19 protein-coding genes, 5 pseudogenes and 1 riboswitch are annotated in these 20,121 nt (G+C 43.9%); of the genes and pseudogenes, 12 read left to right on the top strand and 12 right to left on the bottom strand.

Annotated elements, in window-relative coordinates:
• Position 1: 1 nt before the first annotated feature.
• From accD to QZ938_RS25400, 5 genes are all read right to left on the bottom strand, one after another.
• Complete coding sequence (accD, locus tag QZ938_RS25420; protein WP_293354119.1) at positions 2-955, bottom strand: acetyl-CoA carboxylase, carboxyltransferase subunit beta; 954 nt, start codon at positions 953-955, stop codon at positions 2-4.
• A 93-nt stretch (positions 956-1,048) separates the two neighbouring features.
• The gene (locus tag QZ938_RS25415; RefSeq protein ID WP_293156466.1) at positions 1,049-1,219 is read right to left on the bottom strand and encodes a hypothetical protein; all 171 of its coding nucleotides are present in this window, start codon (positions 1,217-1,219) and stop codon (positions 1,049-1,051) included.
• 82 nt (positions 1,220-1,301) lie between these two features.
• The gene (locus QZ938_RS25410) at positions 1,302-2,480 is read right to left on the bottom strand and encodes a transposase (RefSeq protein ID WP_293354121.1); all 1,179 of its coding nucleotides are present in this window, start codon (positions 2,478-2,480) and stop codon (positions 1,302-1,304) included.
• Positions 2,481-2,709: 229 nt separating this feature from the next.
• On the bottom strand, positions 2,710-3,531 hold the full coding sequence (locus QZ938_RS25405) for an A24 family peptidase (protein ID WP_293354123.1): 822 nt from the start codon (positions 3,529-3,531) through the stop codon (positions 2,710-2,712).
• 286 nt (positions 3,532-3,817) lie between these two features.
• Positions 3,818-4,078, bottom strand: coding sequence for a hypothetical protein (locus QZ938_RS25400; RefSeq protein ID WP_293354125.1), 261 nt, complete (start codon positions 4,076-4,078; stop codon positions 3,818-3,820).
• An 87-nt stretch (positions 4,079-4,165) separates the two neighbouring features.
• Here QZ938_RS25400 and QZ938_RS25395 point away from each other — a divergent pair, with 87 nt between their 5' ends.
• A complete protein-coding gene (locus QZ938_RS25395; protein ID WP_293156478.1) occupies positions 4,166-5,743 on the top strand; it encodes an adenylate/guanylate cyclase domain-containing protein in 1,578 nt (525 codons plus the stop codon).
• A gap of 35 nt (positions 5,744-5,778) precedes the next feature.
• Here the strand turns inward: QZ938_RS25395 and QZ938_RS25390 are convergent, their stop codons facing one another.
• The 5 genes from QZ938_RS25390 to QZ938_RS25370 form a co-directional block, all read right to left on the bottom strand.
• Positions 5,779-6,288, bottom strand: a complete 510-nt coding sequence (locus QZ938_RS25390) for a GNAT family N-acetyltransferase (RefSeq protein WP_293354127.1) — start codon at positions 6,286-6,288, stop codon at positions 5,779-5,781.
• A 436-nt stretch (positions 6,289-6,724) separates the two neighbouring features.
• Positions 6,725-7,207, bottom strand: a complete 483-nt coding sequence (locus QZ938_RS25385; RefSeq protein WP_293354129.1) for a hypothetical protein — start codon at positions 7,205-7,207, stop codon at positions 6,725-6,727.
• A gap of 17 nt (positions 7,208-7,224) precedes the next feature.
• The gene (locus QZ938_RS25380; RefSeq protein ID WP_293354131.1) at positions 7,225-7,659 is read right to left on the bottom strand and encodes a hypothetical protein; all 435 of its coding nucleotides are present in this window, start codon (positions 7,657-7,659) and stop codon (positions 7,225-7,227) included.
• Positions 7,660-7,917: 258 nt separating this feature from the next.
• Complete coding sequence (locus tag QZ938_RS25375) at positions 7,918-8,301, bottom strand: tetratricopeptide repeat protein (protein ID WP_293158240.1); 384 nt, start codon at positions 8,299-8,301, stop codon at positions 7,918-7,920.
• A 232-nt stretch (positions 8,302-8,533) separates the two neighbouring features.
• Entirely contained in the window at positions 8,534-8,710 is a 177-nt protein-coding gene (locus tag QZ938_RS25370) for a hypothetical protein (RefSeq protein ID WP_293354133.1), read from the bottom strand.
• Positions 8,711-8,826: 116 nt separating this feature from the next.
• On the opposite strand from QZ938_RS25370, the gene QZ938_RS25365 reads away from it, so the two are divergent.
• From QZ938_RS25365 to QZ938_RS25330, 8 genes and pseudogenes are all read left to right on the top strand, one after another.
• On the top strand, positions 8,827-9,117 hold the full coding sequence (locus QZ938_RS25365; RefSeq protein ID WP_293354135.1) for a helix-turn-helix domain-containing protein: 291 nt from the start codon (positions 8,827-8,829) through the stop codon (positions 9,115-9,117).
• Between the two features lie 21 nt (positions 9,118-9,138).
• A pseudogene (locus tag QZ938_RS25360) lies at positions 9,139-9,516 on the top strand (winged helix-turn-helix domain-containing protein); the annotation flags it as partial.
• A gap of 18 nt (positions 9,517-9,534) precedes the next feature.
• Positions 9,535-9,894, top strand: a pseudogene (locus tag QZ938_RS25355) (transposase); the annotation flags it as partial.
• Between the two features lie 500 nt (positions 9,895-10,394).
• The gene (locus tag QZ938_RS25350) at positions 10,395-10,661 is read left to right on the top strand and encodes a hypothetical protein (protein ID WP_293158221.1); all 267 of its coding nucleotides are present in this window, start codon (positions 10,395-10,397) and stop codon (positions 10,659-10,661) included.
• A 216-nt stretch (positions 10,662-10,877) separates the two neighbouring features.
• Positions 10,878-11,165 (top strand): hypothetical protein, encoded by a 288-nt coding sequence (locus QZ938_RS25345; RefSeq protein ID WP_293158224.1) that lies wholly within the window; start codon positions 10,878-10,880, stop codon positions 11,163-11,165.
• A 36-nt stretch (positions 11,166-11,201) separates the two neighbouring features.
• A riboswitch (cobalamin riboswitch) is annotated at positions 11,202-11,318 on the top strand.
• Between the two features lie 29 nt (positions 11,319-11,347).
• A complete protein-coding gene (cobG, locus tag QZ938_RS25340; protein WP_293363426.1) occupies positions 11,348-12,835 on the top strand; it encodes a precorrin-3B synthase in 1,488 nt (495 codons plus the stop codon).
• Positions 12,836-13,081: 246 nt separating this feature from the next.
• A complete protein-coding gene (locus QZ938_RS25335) occupies positions 13,082-13,711 on the top strand; it encodes a precorrin-8X methylmutase (protein ID WP_293158232.1) in 630 nt (209 codons plus the stop codon).
• On the top strand, positions 13,708-14,418 hold the full coding sequence (locus tag QZ938_RS25330) for a precorrin-2 C(20)-methyltransferase (protein ID WP_293158235.1): 711 nt from the start codon (positions 13,708-13,710) through the stop codon (positions 14,416-14,418). The genes QZ938_RS25335 and QZ938_RS25330 overlap by 4 nt, the downstream gene beginning before the upstream one ends.
• Before the next feature lie 199 nt (positions 14,419-14,617).
• Here the strand turns inward: QZ938_RS25330 and QZ938_RS25325 are convergent.
• Positions 14,618-14,968, bottom strand: a pseudogene (locus QZ938_RS25325) (transposase); the annotation flags it as partial.
• 47 nt (positions 14,969-15,015) lie between these two features.
• Between QZ938_RS25325 and QZ938_RS25320 the strand changes: the two are divergent.
• Complete coding sequence (locus tag QZ938_RS25320; protein WP_293354139.1) at positions 15,016-16,398, top strand: IS66 family transposase; 1,383 nt, start codon at positions 15,016-15,018, stop codon at positions 16,396-16,398.
• Between the two features lie 188 nt (positions 16,399-16,586).
• On the opposite strand, the gene QZ938_RS25315 is transcribed toward QZ938_RS25320, so the two are convergent.
• A protein-coding gene (locus QZ938_RS25315) for an IS5 family transposase (protein WP_293354141.1) occupies positions 16,587-18,006 on the bottom strand; the annotation gives its coding sequence in 2 pieces (ribosomal slippage) (positions 16,587-17,412 and positions 17,411-18,006; 1,422 coding nt in all).
• A gap of 663 nt (positions 18,007-18,669) precedes the next feature.
• Between QZ938_RS25315 and QZ938_RS25310 the strand changes: the two are divergent.
• A pseudogene (locus QZ938_RS25310) lies at positions 18,670-19,735 on the top strand (ISKra4 family transposase).
• 115 nt (positions 19,736-19,850) lie between these two features.
• Positions 19,851-19,997, top strand: a pseudogene (locus tag QZ938_RS25305) (DUF4277 domain-containing protein); the annotation flags it as partial.
• Between the last annotated feature and the right edge of the window lie 124 nt (positions 19,998-20,121).

Here is a 20,121-nt window from a genome sequence, read left to right as displayed (position 1 = left end):
CTTAGGGAGAAAGCTTGAAAGCGTGAGTCGGTGCCGCCACAGCGTGGTGGCTTTCGGTAGCATCGTGGGCGGGGAATTCCGAGTCTGCCAAGAAAGGCTGGGGCTGGTGGAGGCTGATGAGTCCAGCCAGAGTTTTCTTTAATTGAGTTCGGGGTACGATCAAGTCTACAAAACCGTGGGCGAAGGAGTATTCGGAAGTTTGATAATTTTCCGGCAGCTTTTCGCGCAGAGTTTGCTCGATTACCCGGCCCCCCGTAAAGGCTACTGTAGCTTTTGGCTCTGCAATTATAATGTCTCCCAACATGGCAAAACTAGCGGTGACGCCGCCGGTGGTCGGGTGGGTCAAAATTGGGATGTAAAGCAGTCTCGCTTCCCGGTGGCGTTCCAGAGCCCCGGAAATCTTAGCCATTTGCATGAGGCTGAGCATTCCTTCCTGCATTCTCGCACCGCCGGAAGCGCAGACAATGAGTACGGGTAAGCGTTCCCGTGTGGCGTGTTCGATGAGGCGAGTCAGTTTTTCTCCGACAACTGAGCCCATGCTGCCGCCGATGAACTGAAATTCCATGACTCCGAGGGCGACGGGCAAATTTTCGATTTTGCCGGTGCCTGTTTCTACGGCGTCTAGGTGGCCTGTTTTTTCTTGAAATTCTCTGAGTCGATCGCTATATTTTTTGCGATCGCGAAATTTCAGCGGATCGGTGGCCTGGAGATTTCCGTTAATGGGTGTCCAGGTATTGGGGTCGATCAACTGCTCGATGCGATCGTCACTGTAAACTCTGATATGATGCCCGCATTCCAAGCAAACCATTTGATTTGCTCGCAGGTCTTTGGTATAACTCAGGGCATCGCAAGCTGTGCATTTATTCCAAAGTCCGTCGGCAATTTCTCGTTCCGGCCGTTCTTGGGAGTTCGGTACTGATTTTCGTCGATTTGCAAACCAATCAAATAGAGACATTAAAAGTTGGGAATTGTTAACTGTTGACTGTTGACTGTTGACTGTTGACTGTTGACTGTTGACTGTTGACTGTTAACTGTTAACTGTTGACTGTTAACTGTTAGATTCGGGTTCCTCTTCAATCGGACTGATGAGGAGCGATGCTGTCTGCTGGTGTTCTGGAAGAACTTGCAGGGCTGTAGCACTTCCTGCCCCTAAATAAGATGCTATGCCTAAGTCAACAATCCGAGCTGGGATTTGATGAGCAGCGAGGATTTGCTGCATCAATTCCGCTTCCCAGCGAAAGCTAGTAGTTTTGACACTCCCCGCGCATGAATGCGGGGGATTCTTCTCTCAGCGAGCCAACTTACCCGAGTAGGTTTGCACCAACTAGAATAGAGGTCGGTTCTCCAGAAGCGTTGCTTGCGTCGAGCGCAAAGGTTCCGGTATGCCCTACCGTACCCAATCCTGAGTTAAGGATGTTAATACCAGCGTTGTGGTCGCGATCTAACTTACAGCCACATTGACAAATATGAGTGCGCGCAGACAATGACTTTTTCACAATGGAGCCGCAGCTAGAGCATTCTTGGGACGTGTAGGCAGGATTCACCGCAATAGTTGCCCGTTTAAATACCTTACCAAAATACTCTAGCCAAACTCGAAATTGATACCATCCAGCGTCATTAATTGACTTAGCTAGACAATGATTTTTAACTAGATTCTTAATCCGCAAATCTTCGTAGACCACTACATCGTTAGATGTGATTACGCACCGCGCCAGTTTGATAGCATGGTCTTTGCGTTGCCTACTTATTTTGAGGTGAACTCTAGCTAATTTGACTCTAGCTTTACGCCTATTTTTAGAGCCTTTGACTTTGCGAGAAACCAGTCTTTGCGACCGTTTCATCTTTTTTTCGCCAGTTCGGTAAAACCGAGGATTTTCAACCTTGTTGCCCAAGGAATCGGTATAAAAAGACTCTAACCCAACATCTAGACCGATAGTTTTATGAGTTGGTTGGATCTTTTCTTCTCGATCTATTTGGATGCAGAATTGAACGTAGTAGCCATCCGCACGCTTTACCAATCTCACCCGTTTAATCTGGTCTGGTTGATAGAAATTTAGGTCACGAGTGCCTTTCATTTTTAATCGACCAATCCCATTTTTATCGGTGAACGTTATCGATTTGCGATCGTCAGCTAGTTTCCATCCCGATGCTTTATATTCAACCGAGCGATTATCTTTCTGGAACTTTGGGTATCCTTTTTTGCCAGAAATCTTGGCTTTGCAGTTGTCATAAAAACGGGAGATTGCTGACCAAGCACGTTCTGTCGCTGCCTGACGGGCGGTTGAATTGAGTTTGTCCGCAAACGAAAACTCGCGAGCCAATACCGCACTTTGTTTGCTCAAGTCATACTTTCCTGTTTTCGGAGCGTCCATCCACAAACGAATGCACTTATTCCGAATAAACTGCACAGTACGAATTGCCTCGTCAATAGCTGCGAACTGCTCTAAATTTCCGTAGGTTTTGAACTCAAAAACTAGCATCGATTTACTTGGTCTTACGCTAACTACTATAGCGCAAAAATAATGAATAAACAAGGGCAATCTGAAGATTGTAGGCGACGGTCGTCGCAGCCGAGTTCATCGCCACGACGGTCGTCGGGGGGCTTTCCTCTCGCCTTTCGGTAAGTGTAATCCAAGGCACGGAATAATTTTACCAATTATTGAGACGATATTGCGGTCGATCGCGCTTTGTAAGGGCAGATCCCAAACCCTAATTCGGGAAAAAGAACTGCAAGTAAATAGATAAGATCGGTTCTCCCCAGAGAGCGGTAATGGCTGCACCGAGAGCCAGAAACGGGCCGAAGGGCATGGGTTGACGCCGATCGAGCAATCCGATCGCGATCGAAGAGCCACCAACCAAAGCCCCGGCTAAACAAGCGATAAATGCCGCTAGCAGCAAGAGTTTCCAGCCCAGCCAAGCTCCCATCAAGGCTGCTAATTTGGTATCGCCGCCACCCATAGCAGTCTGCCCGAAGCCGATCGATCCTGCAAGTCCGATCGCGTCAAACAGCCACAATCCGACAACTGCTCCCAAAATTCCGTCTAGTACCAGATAGTGCACGGAGTCGATCGGGTTAAATGTCGGCCACCAACCCTTGGCGATTTGGAAAACCAATCCGAGTATCAAGCCCGATCGAGTCAAAGAATTAGGCAAAGTCATTGTATCGCAGTCAATCAAAGACAAAGCCAACAGCCAGCTAAACAAAGTCCAAAACCCCAGTGTTTGCACGCTCACCCCAAACTGCCCATAGATGAGCAAAAACAGCAAACCCATGGCTGCTTCCACCAGGGGGTAGCGGGCAGAAATCCGACTGCGGCAGTGATTGCAGCGTCCCCGCAGCCACAGCCAACCGAAGACGGGTATATTTTCGTAAGTTCTGAGTTGATTTAAACATTTGGGACAGCGAGAAGGAGGATGTATCACCGACAAACCCGCAGGCAACCGATAGATTACCACATTTAGAAAGCTGCCGATCGCTGAGCCGATCGTAAAGACGATCGCGGTGACAAGGGAATTAAAGATTATTTCCATTGAGTTGTTATTTGTTGTTTGTTATTTGTTGTTTGTTATTTGTTGTTTGTTGTTTGTTGTTTGTTGTTTGTTATTTGTTATTTGTTGTTTGTTATTTGTTATTAGTCGTTAGATTGTGTTATGTAACCTTTGTAGATATCGAACCAAATTCTCTGATTTGGATGCGGACTAAAGTCCTCACTACGAACCTCTTTTTTATTGTGCGATGTGTTTTGATTTTAAGCTGTCACCAATTCCCAATTCCCAACTGTCAACTGTCAACTGTCAACTGTCAACTGTCAACTGCCTAATACATTTGAGATTCAATTTCGTCAAAAGTAACAAAACGTTCACCGGGCAACAAAACGGGATGCGAAGCAAAAATTAGCTGACCTCGATCGCTTCCTTGACTGACAACTACACCCGCCGGACGTTGCATTTGCTCGGAATGCACTTTCAAATACATACCATAGGCCGATCGAGCAACTCGGATCAAATCGGGAGCGATCAAGCTGTGACTTTGGGAAATTTCTATCTGGTGTTCTGAGTTGGGCTGGTATCGGGTCACGGGAAACTTATGATAATGGTAGAGGTCTAGCTATTGATGTTGGCTTGAGATCGATCGAACTTACCTTATTTTTTAAGAATAGACTAGGTGGAAATTAATACATTAACTTACAATCCTCCCTTGGCTGCGATCGAACTGCGACTCCGCGAGCTGCTTTCGGCTGAACTATACGCTGGTGCGTGGGTAGATCCGTCCCCCACGACGTTAATAGGGGTGTTCGAGCACCTGCGGAGTCTCCGCTACATCCTCCACGACTACGTGCCCAGGCCCGTGTCCGAATCTCCGGCCAACCCTGGGGAGGTTCGCTACCAATGGCAAACAGGCACTTTGCTATTCACAGATTTAGCTGGGTTTACGTCGCTGTTGGAAGCAAACACAGCCCAGGGGCGCAAGGGCGCTGAAACGCTGTTGGGGGTGATTAACGACTATTTTGCCTCAATGATTGAAATCGTCAGCAAGTCGGGGGGGGATTTGCTGGAGTTTACAGGAGATGCGCTGCTGGTGCAGTTTCTGGGAGGGATTGACCAAGAGGAGGATACAGCTAGGGCGGTGCGGGCGGGTTTGCGGATGCAGCGGGCGATGGCTAAATTTGCCAATATCGAAACGGCGCGGGGTGCTTTGTCTTTGAGGATGCGGGTGGGTATCCATTGCGGTCGCTATATTAGTGCTGATATCGGTACACCGCTGCGGATGGCTCACGTACTGCTGGGGCATTCAGTCCAGCAAGCCAAGCAGGCTGAGGGCTCTGGGACTGTGGGGCGGGTGTGTTTGACTGAAACTGCTAGTTCGTCTTTGGGGGAGCAATTTCGTTTTGAATCGTGGAAGCCCGGTTATTTGTTGGTGGCAGATGATTTCACGGACGATCGACTCGGAGAGTACGATATTACTTTGACTGGGCGGCGGATGCCAAGTTCGATATTGCTCGATCGCACGGTATCGGGTTTGGTGAGCGAAATCGAGGAAGCCGTGAAACGGGTTGAACCCCTTGCTAGTTATATTCCCAAAACCATCTTGAGACTGCTGGTTGAAAATGCCGACAGGCGGAAAATCCCGCCGGATTTTCCCGAACCGACGGTGATGTTTGTCAACTTGATCGGTTTACCGGAGTTGGTGGACAAAGCAACGCCAGCCGAGGAAGCTAATCTGGTACTGGGATGTTCTCGGGTGTTTGCGCTAATTGATGCTGTGGTGTCCGCGAAAGGGGGGGTGCTGCAAAAAGTAACGGCGCATTTGGATGGTTCGGATATATTGATTTATTTTGGTGTACCGGACGTTCATACCGACGATCCAAGTCGCGCGGCGAGTGCGGCGATCGCGATCCGGGATCTAATTGCCAGTTTACCTCCGATCGTTATCGGCGGTGAAAATGTGAAAGTAAGCTGTCAAATTGGGCTGTCTCGGGGCCCTGTGTTTGCTGCTGAGGTTGGGGAACCGCGAGGGCGCAGGGAGTTTAATATCCTCGGCGATACGGTGAATACGGCTGCTAGGCTGATGAGCAAGGCGGGGGAAAATGAAATTTTGATTGGCGAAAGGGTGTTTGAGTCGATCGGGCTAAACTTCGATTGCGAGGCTTTGGGAGCTGTTTCTTTGAAGGGCAAATCTGCTCTGACTCCGGCTTTTGTGTTGCACGGTTCAAAGGTGGAGAGGGGAAAAGGCAGCGTTTAAATAAATTTTAAGACCTAGGCAAGTGGTTTTATTGGCTACTCGCACAGACTAAACTCCGATCGATATTTCACTATGCCGCTGCAATCCTGCAAAGCATCTCTTTCTAACTCCAACACCATAAAAGCTTCATCAGGTACATCATATTCGCATCGCAACATCTTGCCACTAGCAGGAACGAACCCGAAACGCGAATAGAAATCGGGAGATCCGAGGACAACCACTGCGTGAAAGTGCGATCGGGCGCACTGTTTTAAACCTTCGCGGATCAGCAGCGATCCGATACCTTGCCGCTGATAGTTTGGTAGAACAGCGACTGGTGCCAAACCCAGAATTGACAAGGTGCTAGAACATTTTCCGGCGATGACAACCGGACTGAAGAAAATGTGTCCGACTGCTCGATCGGATTGTACCGCAACCAAGGAAAATGTAGATGCAATTCCCCGCAGGCGATCGACTAAGTTAGCCTCATTTTCTCGCCCGAATGCCACAATATTGACATTGCGAACAGTTGCTAAATCTTCGGGCTTTTCGGTACGGATATCCATAGCTAATATCAAGAGTGACAAATCAATGCAACGATAGTGGTAGGGTGTGTCGCCTTCGATAATATCCAAAAAACGGTGAAAAATCTATCGAGCGACGCACCAACGATATTGGTAGGGTGTGGATCCCTCGATAATATCCAAAAAACGGTGAAAAATCTATCGAGCGACGCACCAACGACAATATTTTATACAACAAACTCAACATCAATTATTTTATTACTCTTTGATATCCTTTCCGGTAGTTTGGGAATGATTTAACCACAGAGGACGCAGAGGACGCAGAGGGATAGAACAAAGAGATAAATAATTTATATTCTACCAAATTTTATCTAATTCAATCATATACTGTTTCTGGTAAATATTTTGTATTTTTACTTTTCTTGAATAAAACATATGATTATTTGTCACTAATTTTATGATTGCTATATTTTGGATATTAATAGCAAAAATGCTCTCTAAATATTGAGTTCCGAAGCTTCTTCCATTCTTGTTTAGAAACATCTGCACGAGTTTTATCGCCCGATGGATCGCGGATAGTCCAAATTGTGTCTGCAATGCGATCCTCTTCGAGGGCTCCGCTAACGAGCGATCGCCCGTGCTCGCGATAGTCGAAGTCCCAGAAAGCATCACCGGCGCAATCTCCTGGTGTAGCAATCATTTCGCGATCGACTGTACGGCGAATCGCATTCCATTCGCGGATGTAGATAGGAGAATCGTCCGATCGCAATTTACGGCCTCCTAATTGAGGATTAACCTTGTAGAAAAACCAATCCGTAAGATTATCCACGGCTTGAGTTCGTGATTCTAAATCCCGGGCTGTAGCACAGTCTAGATTTGGGCCGAGAAACATGGCAAAAGTTAACATACACACTGCGGAAAACTTCGAGATTGACTCGATCGAGCGCAATTTAATTAACATAGTGATGCGCTCCAGTGTTATAATCCACAATTAGAAAGAAACATCTCGCGTCGAATTGCTGACCATTCGCTGATACCAATTTTATCGTTTGTAGGAATTGGCTGTCCAGTCCGTTGAGGATGGCGGCTGTAAAAAATTGTATCTGCGAGGCGATCGTAAGTTTGTTCGTAGGTTTCGCCGTTAATTGTGGTGAATTCCCATCCTTTCTCTTGTGCCGAGACTCTCAAGCAGACTTCTTGTACCGACTTGACTCGCGGATCGATCGCCTCACGCAATCTCTGCCATTGACGGATATATTCGCGATCGTCCGTTTGGAGTTTGCGATTGTTTAGTTGAGAATTAACCCTGTAGAATAGGTAGTCTGTTAATCGATCGACGGCTTGTTCTCGCGATTCGGCTTTGGCTGGATTGGGGCCCAGGAGGAGAAGTGCGATCGCAAAAACACAAACCATTAATAATCTGGAGAGGGGTTTAATTGACAGCGACTTGACTAACATAGCAATTTGGCATTAATTCCTACTGATATCTCCACCATCTTAACCTGTACTTACGCAAGAGTCCAGAAAGCAGATTTTCATCAAAATACTTCGTTACAGTCCGTAAGTAGATGAGTGAGACAATACATAAGTATATCATTGCCAGCTCCTAGCGAAGCAATCGCAATCGCTATGATATCATTCCGATACTACCGGAAGTGATACAATTTTATGTTATTCCTGAAGTTCTGCTAATAACTGTTCCCCGAAAGGATGTTCTTGCAATTTCTCATATGTCAAATCTCCTTTGCTGATGCCTTCCCGCCACAATCCAACATAATTTTTCCAACACATGAGAACTTTAGGATGATTTTCTGGCAATTTGGTGCGAATAATTTCCACTGCATCAAAATACAGCGATTCCGCTTCCGAGTACCTTCCTTGGGATTTATAAAGTTCGGCTAAATTGTTGAGGTCAATGGCTAAACTAGGGTGGTCTTCAGGGAGTGATAGTCGGTATATTTCTAAGGCTTGTAAATATAGAGGTTCCGCTTCCGAGTACCTTCCTTGAGATTTATAAAGTAGGCGTTGCTGAACTAGGGTATGATAAAATGGTATCGGCTCAATAAGTAGGGGTAGCAGTTAATCTGGTTGCCAAGACAAGCCCAAAGGATAAAGAGCAGATTTTTAGCGAATAATAGTGGACAGAGAGGGGATGATTCCAAGTTGAGAAATTCGATCGCGCACATAATCAAAAAAACTGATTCCCAACTGACTAGTAGTAGCAACAAGAGACATAAAAGTATCCCAGGCCTGAGTACCCTCAATCGTTTGAGTTGCATAACTAATATTACGTCGCTGCACCTCCGGTTCTGGCAGCTAACTCAGCGGGATTATTGTGTAAAGGTAATTCAGGATGGTCTAAAACCCTCAGCAACTCTGATACTTTTGTCACAGTTAATTGTTTACGTTCATCCAACAATTCATAACCACTTGGGGTTTCAAAAAGCAGCAGAAATTTAGACATTAAAAGCAGTGAATCTTCAGGAATCTTAGCATCTTTATAAGCTCATATAGCAATCCTAAATCATTATCAAGGCTATGATATAATATATATGCAATACTTGATAGTGACAATAAAAAATGAATAAATTACAACTGCCACAAAAAGACATGGAAAAAGAAAAAGCTTCGTTAGAATATTTCATTAAAAGTGATCTCGATACAAGAGAACTTAAACGAGCAATAGCTGTAAAGATGGCGATGGTCGGTAAGTCCTACAATGAAATTAGCAAAATTTTAGGTGTTAGTGAATTTTTTGTCAGTCATTGGAAAAAACAATTTCAAACCAAAGGTGTCGCAGGGATTAAACTAGGACATAAAGGATCAAAAGGATATTTAACATCTTTACAAAAAACTGAAGTAATCGAATAGCCGGGGAATAAAAAATATTGGAATTTCGATGAGCTAGTTACTTATGTAGAGCGAGAGTTTGGTGTCACATATAAATCAAAGCAGAGCTACTATGAACTTTTATCGATGGCGAAAATTACCTGGAAAAGAACTCATAAAATAAATCCCAAATCGGATGATGATCTGGTGACCAAAAAGAGAGAAGAAATTAACAAAACTTTGTCCGAAAACAATACTGACATAGAATCTGGGAAAATAATAGTATTTTTTCTAGATGAATGTCATTTACTTCATGGGGATATCAATGGCTACGTTTGGGGTCGTTCTGATATACGAATTGAAGTCCCAATTACCAATCAAAAAAATAGACAAACTTATTTTGGCGCACTCAATTATCAAACCAAACAATTCCATGTTTAAGGCTATGAATCTGGCGATGAAAAATCAACAGTTGAATTCATAAAATACTTACAAAATAAATACAAAGGTCAGAGAATGATCTTGATTTGGGATGGAGCTAGTTATCACAGATATGGAGAATTTAAAGATTATTTATCATCAGTTAATGCTGATAAAGAACCTAAAAATTGGTCAATCACTTGTATTTTATTTGCTCCCAATGCTCCCGAACAAAATCCCGTTGAAGATATTTGGTTACAAGCTAAAAAATTTTTACGGAAGTATTGGTATTTATGTAAGTCTTTTAAAATCATCAAATTTTTGTTTGAGTTTTTCACCAAGGAACATAAATTTAGTTTCCCCAAAATCAATCAGTACACCTATACCACCGATACATAGAAAATTATTTAGGATTGCTATACCAACAAGCAAGTGAAAAATCAGGTAAAGAAATTGACCAATAAGCCGACAATGCGCTGGATATTTCAGATGTTTCAGGCGGTGCATTTAGTGACAATAAATGGAGCGAAGCAGGTCAGTAATTTAACCAAAGAACTTCAAGATATCTTCTTGCGACATTTAGGAGAGTATTGTTGTCAATACTATTTAATGTTTTCAAGTGAATAAAGATTGAGTTTGAAGTGTAGATATTTGTGAATAATTTTCATTAATTAGTCAAAATAATTTGCTTTTGGCATAAGATACCATGCTTAAAAAAATAATTAATCGCGATAAAAGGCAATGTGAATATGTGAGGAAAAGTCAATTATTTCAAATTACTTAATTTAGCTGAATTCAACAAGCTTCTGTAACGCTAACACTGCATAATTTCAGCCCAAAAGCGTTTGGCTTCCAAGTTTTGACAACTGATAAAAAAATCAGACCCACATCTGCGGAATGTGGGTTTTAAAATTATTCAGGCTTGGTTTCTGGCACAAGCTGCTGATCGCCAAAAATTATTTGGTGTTATTCCTATATCTGGAGATTCTCAAATCGATCGAGAAATCCTAATGGATACGAACAATCTTCGCTGTGGAGATAGCGGCCCAGGGCCTATACAGGGTCAAAACAAATTTGGCGAACCGCCGGAGGATTGTTTTACAGGCTGGGTTTTGTATCACAAGCCCAGCGGTTTTTACTACCGTCGTTTTGCTTGCCATACTTAATGCTGATTTTGAGAAAATTAGCATTAAGTATGGCGAGAAACCGGGTTTTGTGCGAAAATTATTCGTTGTCGCCAACAGGTTATATAAAAAATCCGGTTTCTTTGTTCTTGATTCGTAAGTAGTGTTTCAAAAATCATGCAACAGTCTTCCGTAGGGTGTGTCGCCCTGAAAAATATATCAATAAAAATCAACTTTTCGAGATTTAAAATAATAGTTATGTTTCTTTATCAAAAAATCAGATTTTTAGCGAATCATAAAAACAAATGGGACGAATGGATGCTGTCGCAGATTGCCACAATGGAAACAGGAAATGAAATCATGCCACCTTGGGTAATGTTTCCAGGAGAGGACGTTGGTTGGCGACAAGGTTATCAAGAAGCTTGGTTGCACGAAGTTTGGCTACCGTTTTGGTGGCGGTTGCTGGCTGGGGAGCGGGAAATTTATATTAACAAATGGAATATTCCGGCTTACTGGCGAGTTCGTATTAGCAACTATACAGAATAACCGGGCATTTGTTAAGAAATTCGAGATTTTGGGCTGCTGGCGATCGACTTATGATATATTTCTTAAACCTGAAAGTGGGAAAGTCCGGTGTAATTCCGGCGCTGTGCCGCAACTGTCAAAGCCAGAATGCCGATTTCAGGAGTTTATTTTACATTCCCTGCGTCGCACGGGGAGGAGTTTCTTTGTTGAGTTTGAGTGAATTACCGACTTGTCCGGGCTTATTTTCCGGTTCCAGAGCCCGAGACGGCGTTTTATCGAGAATGCGGATTCCGGGCGGAATTTTAAATGTACAGCAGTGTTGGTCGATCGCCAATTTTGTCGATCGCTACAGTAGTGGCTGTTTGCAAGTCACAAATCGGGCAAATTTACAAATCAGAGAATTGCACTCGCAAATTCCCCCGTCAATTTGGCAAGATTTACAGAAATTGGGATTAGCATCTCGCCGCGTTGAAGTCGATCCAATTCGCAATATAATGGCAAGTCCGACAGCAGGAATCGATCGCCAAAACTTACTGGATACTCGCCCGCTAGTTGCAGCTTGGGATAATTACCTGCAAACTCATCCTGAGTTATCGGAACTTTCCGCTAAATTCAGTATTGGCTTTGATGGCGGAGAATTAGTTTCTATCCGGAATTTCCGGAATGATATTTTATTAGTGGCAAAAAGGCGACAGCCAAATTCCGAAATTATTTTTAGTCTGCATTTCAATGGCGTCGATACAGGAATTATAATCGAAGAATCGCAATGTATTTTAGTATTAGCAAGCTTAACTAGCGCGTATCTTGAATACACTAAAAATCAGCCTAGAATCAATGGCAAGAAACCGCGTTTGCGTCATCTTCTTGCTGATTGGGGTACAGCAAAGTATCTAGAAAAAGTAGAGAAAAAATTGCCGTTTGCATTGCGTCAAGAGGCGATCGAACTTTTTCTAAAAGACATATCCAACAACTCTTGTGGAACAGGCATCCTGCCTGTCACGAGCGCACCCAACGGCAATCTCGGGATTCACAGTCAACGACAGTCCGGTTTCTCCTACATCGGCATTGCACTGCCCCTAGGCAAGCTAGAATCAAATCAACTGAGAAATTTGGCAAGTTTAGCCCAAAATCTAGGCGGAAGCACCCTAAGACTTACGCCGTGGCAAAATCTGCTGATTTCTGACATCCCCAACTCCCAGGTTTTCGAGGTCAAACAGCAAATCGCCGATTTAGGATTGCACTCATCTGCAACTCACCTAGATTCCTGCTTAGTTGCGTGCGCCGGTAGCAGCGGCTGTGCGTCAGCGGCGACAGATACTCAAAGTCACGCCCTAGCAATGGTGAGGGATTTAGCCCAAAAATGGACGATCGACCGATCGATCAATATACATTTCAGCGGCTGCGAAAAGTCCTGCGCCCAACACCAGCCTATTGACATCACCCTAGTAGGAATTCAGATTCAGCAGAAAGGCGAAACCATCGCAGGTTACAACATTTATGCAGGTAGAAAAGACTTGCCCTTTGGACGGCAAATCTTCCCAGCCGTCAGTGTAGCCGAGATGTCCAGTGCGATCGAGCGAATGTTGCGCGTCTACCAGCGGTTTCGAGAACCTCGCGAGTCATTTGGCGAATTTTGCGATCGGTGGGCGATCGACAAATTGCAGAAATTACTTAGCCCAGAAACTCATTAAAATAGACAAACTCTCATCATTTCCCCTTCTCTTTCTTCCTTCGCGCCCTAGCGCTGACGCGCGGCTTCGCCTAAAGCGCCTTCGCGGTTCATTAAAAAAAGCCATTCCACAAATCAAACAAACTTCCCATAATAACAATTTCAAATAAAGTTAAGTACAGTCTCCCAATGCCCAATGCCCAATGCCCAATGCCCAATTCCCAATTCCCAATTCCCAATTCCCAATTCCCAATTCCCAATTATCTTAATGATTGACTACATCCGAGACGGAACAGAAATCTACACCAAATCCTTCGCCACAATCCGCGCCGAAGCAGACTTATCAAACCTGCCGCCAGACTTAGAAACAGTTGCAGTGCGACTAATTCACAGTTGTGGAATGATCGATATCGTTAAAGACTTAGCAGCTTCCCCCCTTGCCGCCACCCACGGGCGCAAAGCCCTCGCAGCAGGCGCGCCAATTCTGTGCGATGCCAGGATGATAGCCGAAGGCATCACCCGCAAAAGGCTTCCCGCAGACAATCCAGTGATTTGCACCCTCTGGAATCCCGATGTACCGGAGTTGGCGCGGCAAATCGGCAATACTCGATCGGCAGCAGCACTCGATTTGTGGCTAGATAAGTTAGATGGTGCAGTTGTGGCGATCGGCAATGCCCCGACTGCTTTATTCCGATTGCTGGAAATGCTAGATGCCCGAGCCCCTAAACCGGCCTTAATTCTGGGTTTCCCGGTAGGATTTGTGGGGGCAGCCGAATCCAAAGCCGAACTCGCTACCAACAGTCGGGGAGTGCCATTTATCGCGCTACACGGGCGGCGAGGTGGCAGTGCAATGGCAACAGCAGCCGTGAATGCGTTAGCTAAAGAGGACGAACTATGACTAAGACTACTGGTAAATTGTACGGATTGGGCATCGGCCCTGGCGATCCGGAATTGATAACTTTGAAAGCTTATCGGATTTTGCAATCGGTGCCGGTGATTGCGTATCCGGCGATGGAAAATGGTAAGGTGCTCGCGCGTGCGATCGTCGCAGATTACTTGCGCCCGGAGCAAATTGAGATTCCGATGCCGCTACCTTTTAGTCCCACGCGATCGTCTCAACCGTATTACGATATTGCAGCCGAGAAAATTGCCACCCACCTCAGCGAAGGGCGGGATGTGGCGGTTTTGTGCGAGGGCGAGCCTTTTCTATACGGCTCGTTTATGTATTTATTTAACCGTTTGTCGGGAAAGTTTACTACGGAAGTTGTGCCGGGAATTTCTTCGACGATGGCGAGTGCGAGTGCCCTGGGAGTGCCACTGACTTATCGTAACGATGTGTTAAGTATTATGCCTGCGACGTTGGACGCTGATGTTTTGCGCGATCGACTGGCGCTGGTTGATGCTGCGGTGATTATTAAGCTGGGGAGGCACTTTGCGAAAGTTCGAGACGTGCTGATTGAGTTGGGACAATTCGATCGCGCACTATATATAGAACGCGCAACTATGCCGAATCAGTCCATTCGGGCGATCGGCGATGTCGATCCGGCCCAGGTTCCCTACTGGGCGTTGGTCATGATACCCAGCCAGCAAAAGTCTGTATCTTGACCTTATTCACTCTAGATGCTTGTCACAGTTTCCAAAACAAAATCACTAACACAGAGCTCAGCAACTAAATCTCTCCACAACAGCCGGGCAGCTTTACACGCAACTCGCGATCGTACTAACTTAACCGGCTGTTTCTGAGCTTTAGCCTCTAGGGCGTCGGTTCAGTATTAAGAGTTGACAAGAAAACAGATATATGGAATTACCCGGTCAATGAGTTAGACTCTACGCCCGGTTTAATTGGCAGAACCTTATCCATTCGAGCAATGACATGAAGATTATGGACAACAGCGACTCGCCGTAGATCGAAAAGATTTTTCCGCTGCCCGATATACCGAGCACGATTCCCCTGCCAATGGCCAATATGAGCCAAAGAGTGTTCAACTGTAGTACGTTTTCTCAATTCTTGGCGACCAATAGCAGTCGATTGACGTGCTCGCAACTCTTGCATTAACGCTTCATCAGGATGAATTGATACAGTCCGTCCTCTTTTACTATTTTTGCAACCAGCTCGGTGAGGACAAATTGCACATTCATTCTGAGGAAAAGTAATTGCTCAACCCCCTTGACAAGAAGACAAGATAGACATTAGATAAAGGAATGGAAAAACTACCCGACCTAAAACAACTATCGGACGAGGCAAAAGAAGCCTTGATAGTAGAGCTATGGGAGAAAATCCAAAAACTCAGTGCAATATTAGCCACCTACGAACCAAAACCAGAGCCAGAGCCATCTCCTAAAAAAACGAGCAAAAATTCTAGCACTCCACCCTCCAAAGGATTCAAGCCCAACATTAAGCAGTCGAAAATTGAAGGTAGCAAAAGACAAAGAAGCGTAGGAAGAGCAGGCGGGGGAAGAGAGCTACATCCTCATCCTGACCAAATAATCATCGCCCAAGTTAAAAATTGCCCCCAGTGTGGAGAGAAAGTCACCGCCGCCGCACAAAAATTGCAATCCGTCTACGAAAAAATCGAACTACCTCCAATTCGCCCCATTATCACCCGAATTGAACGTTATGGTGGTCAGTGTGCCTGCTGTCAAACCGAATATCTTGCGCCTGTACCATTGTCCATGGAACCAGGTTCACCATTTGGCAGTTCAATTCAAAGCTTAGTTACATATCTGCGTTACACTCATGCCATCAGTTACGAACGGCTATCGTCCATATTGGGATCTGTGTTTGGACTCAAGATATCTGAAGGAGCAATTGCCAACCTGTTGCAGAAGGTCAAAACCAGTTTAGACGATCAAGTAACTCAAATACTACAACGGCTGCGGCGGGCAAAATTAATTTGTTCAGATGAAACGAGTGCGAGAGTTAACGGACAGAATCAGTGGGAGTGGGTGTTTCAGAACCAGGACGTTTGTTTGCACGTCATCCGCCCCAGCCGAGCCAGTGGAGTAATGTACGAAGTTCTAGGAGAACATCGTCCCGATATTTGGGTGTCAGATTTATTTAGCGCTCAAAAAAATCAAAGAGCACCACAATGGCAAGTGTGTTTAGCTCATCAATTGCGGGACTGTCAATATGCAATTGACGCTGGGGACAGGATTTTTGCCCCAGCGATGAAGAGGTTATTATTAAGGGCTTTTATCATCCATCGACGACGAGAAAAAATCGATGATGCCAGACTCAAGCGATATCGAGACAATTTACAGGAAAGATTAACCGGGATCTTAAATTTAGCGCCACATCATCCGGATGGTATCCGGTTACGAAAACGCTATGGCGGGCTAATTGACAATTTATTTCTATTTCTGGAAGATGCGGGAATTCCACCAACGAATAATAGTAGTGAACAGGCGATTAGGATGAGCGTGATATTTCGCCGTGTGACTAATGGCTTTCGTTCGGAATGGGGCAGAGATTTGTTTGCAGCAGTTCGTTCGGTTGTTAATACTGGCAAGCGTCAGGGTTTAACTGCTTATCAATCTATTCAACAAGCTCTCTCTATTGATGGCTCCATTTTTTCCCCTAGTTGAGCAATTACGAGGAAAATGAACAGTTTTCCCCGGTTGAAATGGGATACTTACCTGATTGGGACAGCTAATTAGGGCTTGCTGAAAAAGTCAGAAAACAGCATTTAGAAAGATGAGTGAATTTGAGAGCGCCTCGGCAATATAAGTTTTGTTAATTTTTGTGATGGTGAAACATAGCTTTTGCCAATGATTTAAGCCAAAAAACATCCCCAAAGGTTTTTGTTATGAAATAGACCGAAAAAAAGCCAAAAAGCCTGCCTTAGCAGGGCAGAAAGATTCATCACCAGAAAAGTTATAGCGATGCTTGTTTCAGAAGTATTATTAAGTTTAGCCATCACTCTACCAAGGCTAAATCTTCTTTTAGCTTCTCCAAATTTCCCCTCAATTAAGTTACGAATTTTTTCGTCTGATTGAGCTTGTTTTTTGATTGCTTTGCTCGGATTTTTGGGAGGTCTTCCTCCTAGACGAACACCGCTCATTCTAATGCCGAGTTCTTTGCACCAAGCTCTATTTTCTTTGGTTCGATATATCTGATCTACATGAATTGATTCAGGATAAAATCCGGTAAATTGTTTAAAGGCTTCTACTTGTCTTTTAAGGTCTCCTGATTCGTTGAAGTTATCCCAACTAATTCGGTCTAAAAATACGTAACCCTGGAGACAACTGGCTGACAGTTTTGCCCCAAATTCAACGGATTTCCCAGCTTTCCCTCTGATTATAGGGCGGATATGTGGTTGCTTTAAACTTACAATTCTGTCGGAAATACTATGTTCTTTCTTTTCATACATTGACAACTGTTGGCGGTAGACTTCTGTCACTACTAATAGCATTCTATAATGAGATTTGGTTAATAACTGTAGCTCACCCATTCGCTCTATGCTAGCCAAATTTCTTTGGATGTATTGCAGTTGTTTTTTAATGGCTTTTCTTCTTGATTTTCTTCGTGGCTTTTTTTGTTTTGCTATGGTTAGGTATTCTTTTCTGGCTCTGTTTCGATATGTCAAGGGCTTTTTTTTTCGGTGATTTAGTTTGATTGTGTAGACTATCTATGATTTTTTCAGTATGTTCTCTGGCTTGATTTAATAGTCCTAAGTCGGTCGGATATTTAATGTCGGCTGGCGCACAGGTTGCATCTAATATTAATTTTCCTTGATTTTTAGGTTCACTTCTTTCTGATGACTTTTTTTCTACTTCCTCTCCTTGTACTTGAGTATGGTCCTTGACCATTTTTTCATTGATTTTATTTACTAGATTGACTCCTATTCTTTTCCGAAAATAAACGAGCATGGATGAGTCAAATGGTGCCTCATTACTATAGCCACTCAGACCTAGGAAGTATTGTAGGTATGGGTTTTCTCTTATTTGTTCTACTGTTTCTGCATCGCTAATTCCTAACCTTTCTTTAATTATTAATGCCCCCAATGCCATACGAAAGGATTTCGCGGGGGCTCCCGTTGAACAGGTGAAATTTTGGGCATATTCATCTTCAAATTCAGCCCAGGGAATTATTTTTGCCATGATTACCCAACGATTATTCTCTGATAATTGTCCCTCGAAGGGTAGATCAAAGTTGGAAGGTTCTTTTGGGGTTGGGTCAAGTTTTCGGTACATGAAGGAAAGTGATGCTGTGCATGGCTTTTGACTAATTTTAGCTCATAGTCTTACACATTGTCAGTGCCGAACGCGAGTCAAAGCCTTTTCAGGTAAGGGTTTTATGCTTATTCAGCAAGCCCTAATTAAATGCGTATCCCAGTCAAGGAAAAAAGAATTTTTATCAAACCGTCCAGAATTTTTGATCGGCCACGCCTTGCAACCCAGATTCCGCACCCTCAACTGGCACATAGGGGGATTGAGGGAGTAAAAGTGAATCATCCGAGACAAAAATGAGTAGAAATACTCAACTATCTCGGTGACTCAACATCACCCAGTAGTCCATTCTGGAAAATTGACGTGAGGGCGTGAGTCCTATCTGATGTAAGTTAAAATTGCGCTCATTACAAACCAAGTTTATTACCTCATGGTTGCCCGATCGATCACGAAAAAGCGTTAATTACGATCGGGAGCATCCCGGTTTTGTAAATATCCGAATAACAATAGTCCGGACAGTTTTCAATGACCAACGGTAGAATGATGGTTATGGGTTCCAGCCTCTGTGAAATATTAACGGTAGAATGAGGCTTTGGGTCGCTGCTCAAAAAACTGTCTGGGGTATTGGAATAAGTGTAAAATAGTTAAAATCAATAAAAGCATCAAAAAAAGTCGAGAAAAAGAGCCATGACCCCTGAAGAACAAGAGCGGTTGGAATCCTGTGCGGCAGAAATTGCTAAAATTTGGCATAACAATACACCCCCAAGTGAACTGACCAGTCTGGAAAATATGGAAAAACATCTCAGGCAACAATGGCTTGAAACATTGGGCCCACAAATCGGTTTTTTTTTATCAAAGAAGCAACAGGAACACAACAAGGACGACCCCGCACAGTAAAAAGCTGTATAGGTGAACTAAGAATTACTGAAAAACAGGCCGAAAAATTAGAGGTCAAGAAATCTACTCGATTATCTCCATTATTTGAAAAATGCTGTTTGCGTCAAATAGCTAATGTTTCCTACTTCAAGGCAGCCCAAGAAATGGAAGTTCAGACAGGAGTAAAGATAGGACACACTTGTTTACACCGATTGGTAGAAAAACAAGAATGGTCAGAACCTCATGCCAAAACAGAGGTCAAAGAAACAAGCATAGATGGAGGGAAAGTCCGTCTCAGAGGGAAGTTGGGCGAAGGCTCTCATTGGCAAGATTATAAGGCAGTGCGGTTGCATGAAAGTTATCATGGGGCTTTTTATCAAGAGAATGAAGAGTTAATTAACTATATAAACCATCAGCCATTAGCCGATATATTAACTTGCTTGGGTGATGGACATGATGGAATATGGAATATTATCAGCGAGTTAAATCCTGGTAAAAGCCGACGAGAAATATTAGATTGGTATCATTTAATAGAAAATTTATATAAAGTGGGAGGGTCATTGAAATCTCTAGCCAAAGCCAAGAATTTTTTGTGGGAAGGCCAGGTAGAATCCACCCTAAATTTATTTAAAAATTGTCGCAGGAAAACCGCCAAAAACTTTTGTAAATATCTAGAAAAGCATCGTTCTAGAATTGTTAACTATGACCAATTATCATCAGACAAGATTTGTTCCATAGGCTCGGGAGCGGTGGAATCGACTGTCAAACAAATAGATAGAAGGTTGAAAATTTCGGGAGCTCAATGGTTGAAAAAGAATGTCATAACAAGATGCTAAAACTTCGTTGTGCTTACCTTAACGACCTCTTGGCTATTTGAGGCTTTTGCAAAACCGGGATGCTCCCATTACGATCGCTCTTCCGTAACCAATCATCACCAAAAATAGTGTAAACTGGCGATCGCGATCAACGCTCAAATCAGGATTCAGCGGCCCATGCAGAAAGCATCTGAAATGAAAGTAGAAAACCTAGATCATCTCGGCTTGATAGCCGGTCTAATTGATGAAATAGGAATTGTCCAAAAAATCAATGAATTAGTAGGCGAACAACCGGGCGAAATAGTCAGTCCCGGCCGAGTAGTGGCTCTTCTGGCTTTTTGGTGAAAAGTGTATAATGAGATACTACTAATTGATTTCTACCGTATGGATCTTCATCTTGACAGACTGCTTAATCTACCCGATGTTACTGTTGAAAGTTGCATCCAAT

It is taken from the genome of Microcoleus sp. CAWBG27 (genome assembly GCF_020883145.1).
In the GTDB taxonomy this organism is placed as follows: domain Bacteria; phylum Cyanobacteriota; class Cyanobacteriia; order Cyanobacteriales; family Microcoleaceae; genus Microcoleus.
Note: the sequence above shows the minus strand (reverse complement) of the source record. Positions and strands in the feature narration are given on the sequence as shown.